This is a genomic window from Thiorhodococcus mannitoliphagus, assembly GCF_010915725.1.
Classification (GTDB): domain Bacteria; phylum Pseudomonadota; class Gammaproteobacteria; order Chromatiales; family Chromatiaceae; genus Thiorhodococcus; species Thiorhodococcus mannitoliphagus.
Genome location: NZ_JAAIJR010000359.1, coordinates 1 through 976, shown reverse-complemented (window position 1 = coordinate 976; position 976 = coordinate 1). Strand labels below are relative to the sequence as shown.

Annotated in this window: 1 protein-coding gene; it reads left to right on the top strand. The window is 63.5% G+C overall.

Features of this window, described 5'->3' with window-relative positions; translation table 11 throughout:
* A partial coding sequence (locus G3480_RS26865) for a hypothetical protein (protein ID WP_164657242.1) occupies positions 1–976 on the top strand: 976 nt, incomplete at both ends.

The window sequence follows — 976 nt, the reverse complement described above, 5'->3', positions numbered from 1 at the left end:
CGCTCGGCGCGCGCGTGAGTCTGCTGGCGGCGGCCTTGAGTTCATTTGCGGAAGCGCGCCGCGTGCTGTGGGAGGAAGGGGTCGAGCTGAACGTCAAAACCGTGCGCGCCATTGCCTATGCCTTCGCCCAGCGGGCGCGCGCCATTGAGCTGGGAGCGGGCCACGTGGAGCTTGGGGATGTCGCGGGGCGCCACGTCGTGATCTCGTGTGACGGCGGGCGCCTGCGCATTCGCACCAAGAAACGCGGACCACGGACGAAGAAAGGGCGATGTCGTTACCACGCGGTGTGGTGCGAGCCGAAGCTGTTCGTCATCTCGGTGGTCGGGCCCGATGGTCGCCAAGAACAGCGCTTCACGCCGCTGATCGACGCCACGCTCGCCGGTCCCGACGCCCTGTTCGAGATGCTGGAGAGCGCCCTGAAACGGATCCACATCGAAGCGGCTCAACGCGTGCTCTTCGTCGCCGATGGAGCGCGTTGGATCTGGACGCGCGTGAAACGACTCTGTCAGCGTCTGGGCCTGGCCGGGAAGCTGCTTGAGTTACTGGATTTCTACCATGTCGTCGAGCACTTGGGCGCCGTGGCCGAATTGAAGAAGTCGTGGAGCGCGGCCCAGCGTCGGCGCTGGATCAAGCAGCAACGCAAGCGTTTGCGCCACGGATACGCCCACGCCGTCGTCCAGGGCGTCGATCAACTCTGCCGAGGTCGCTTGAGCAAGGCCGTGCGGACGCAACGCGATTATTTTGCTCGCAACCTCAACCGCCTCGATTATGTGGCAGTCAAGGCGGCTGGTCTGCCCTTGGGAAGCGGGGCAGTGGAAAGTGCCGTCCGCCGGGTGATCAATCTCCGCTTGAAGGGGGCGAGTATCTACTGGCTCAAGCCTAGCGCCGAAGCGATGTTGATGCTTCGCGCCTACTTCAAGGCCGGGCGCTGGAATTTACTGAAAACTATGGCAAATGCATCCTTCATACCCGCCTC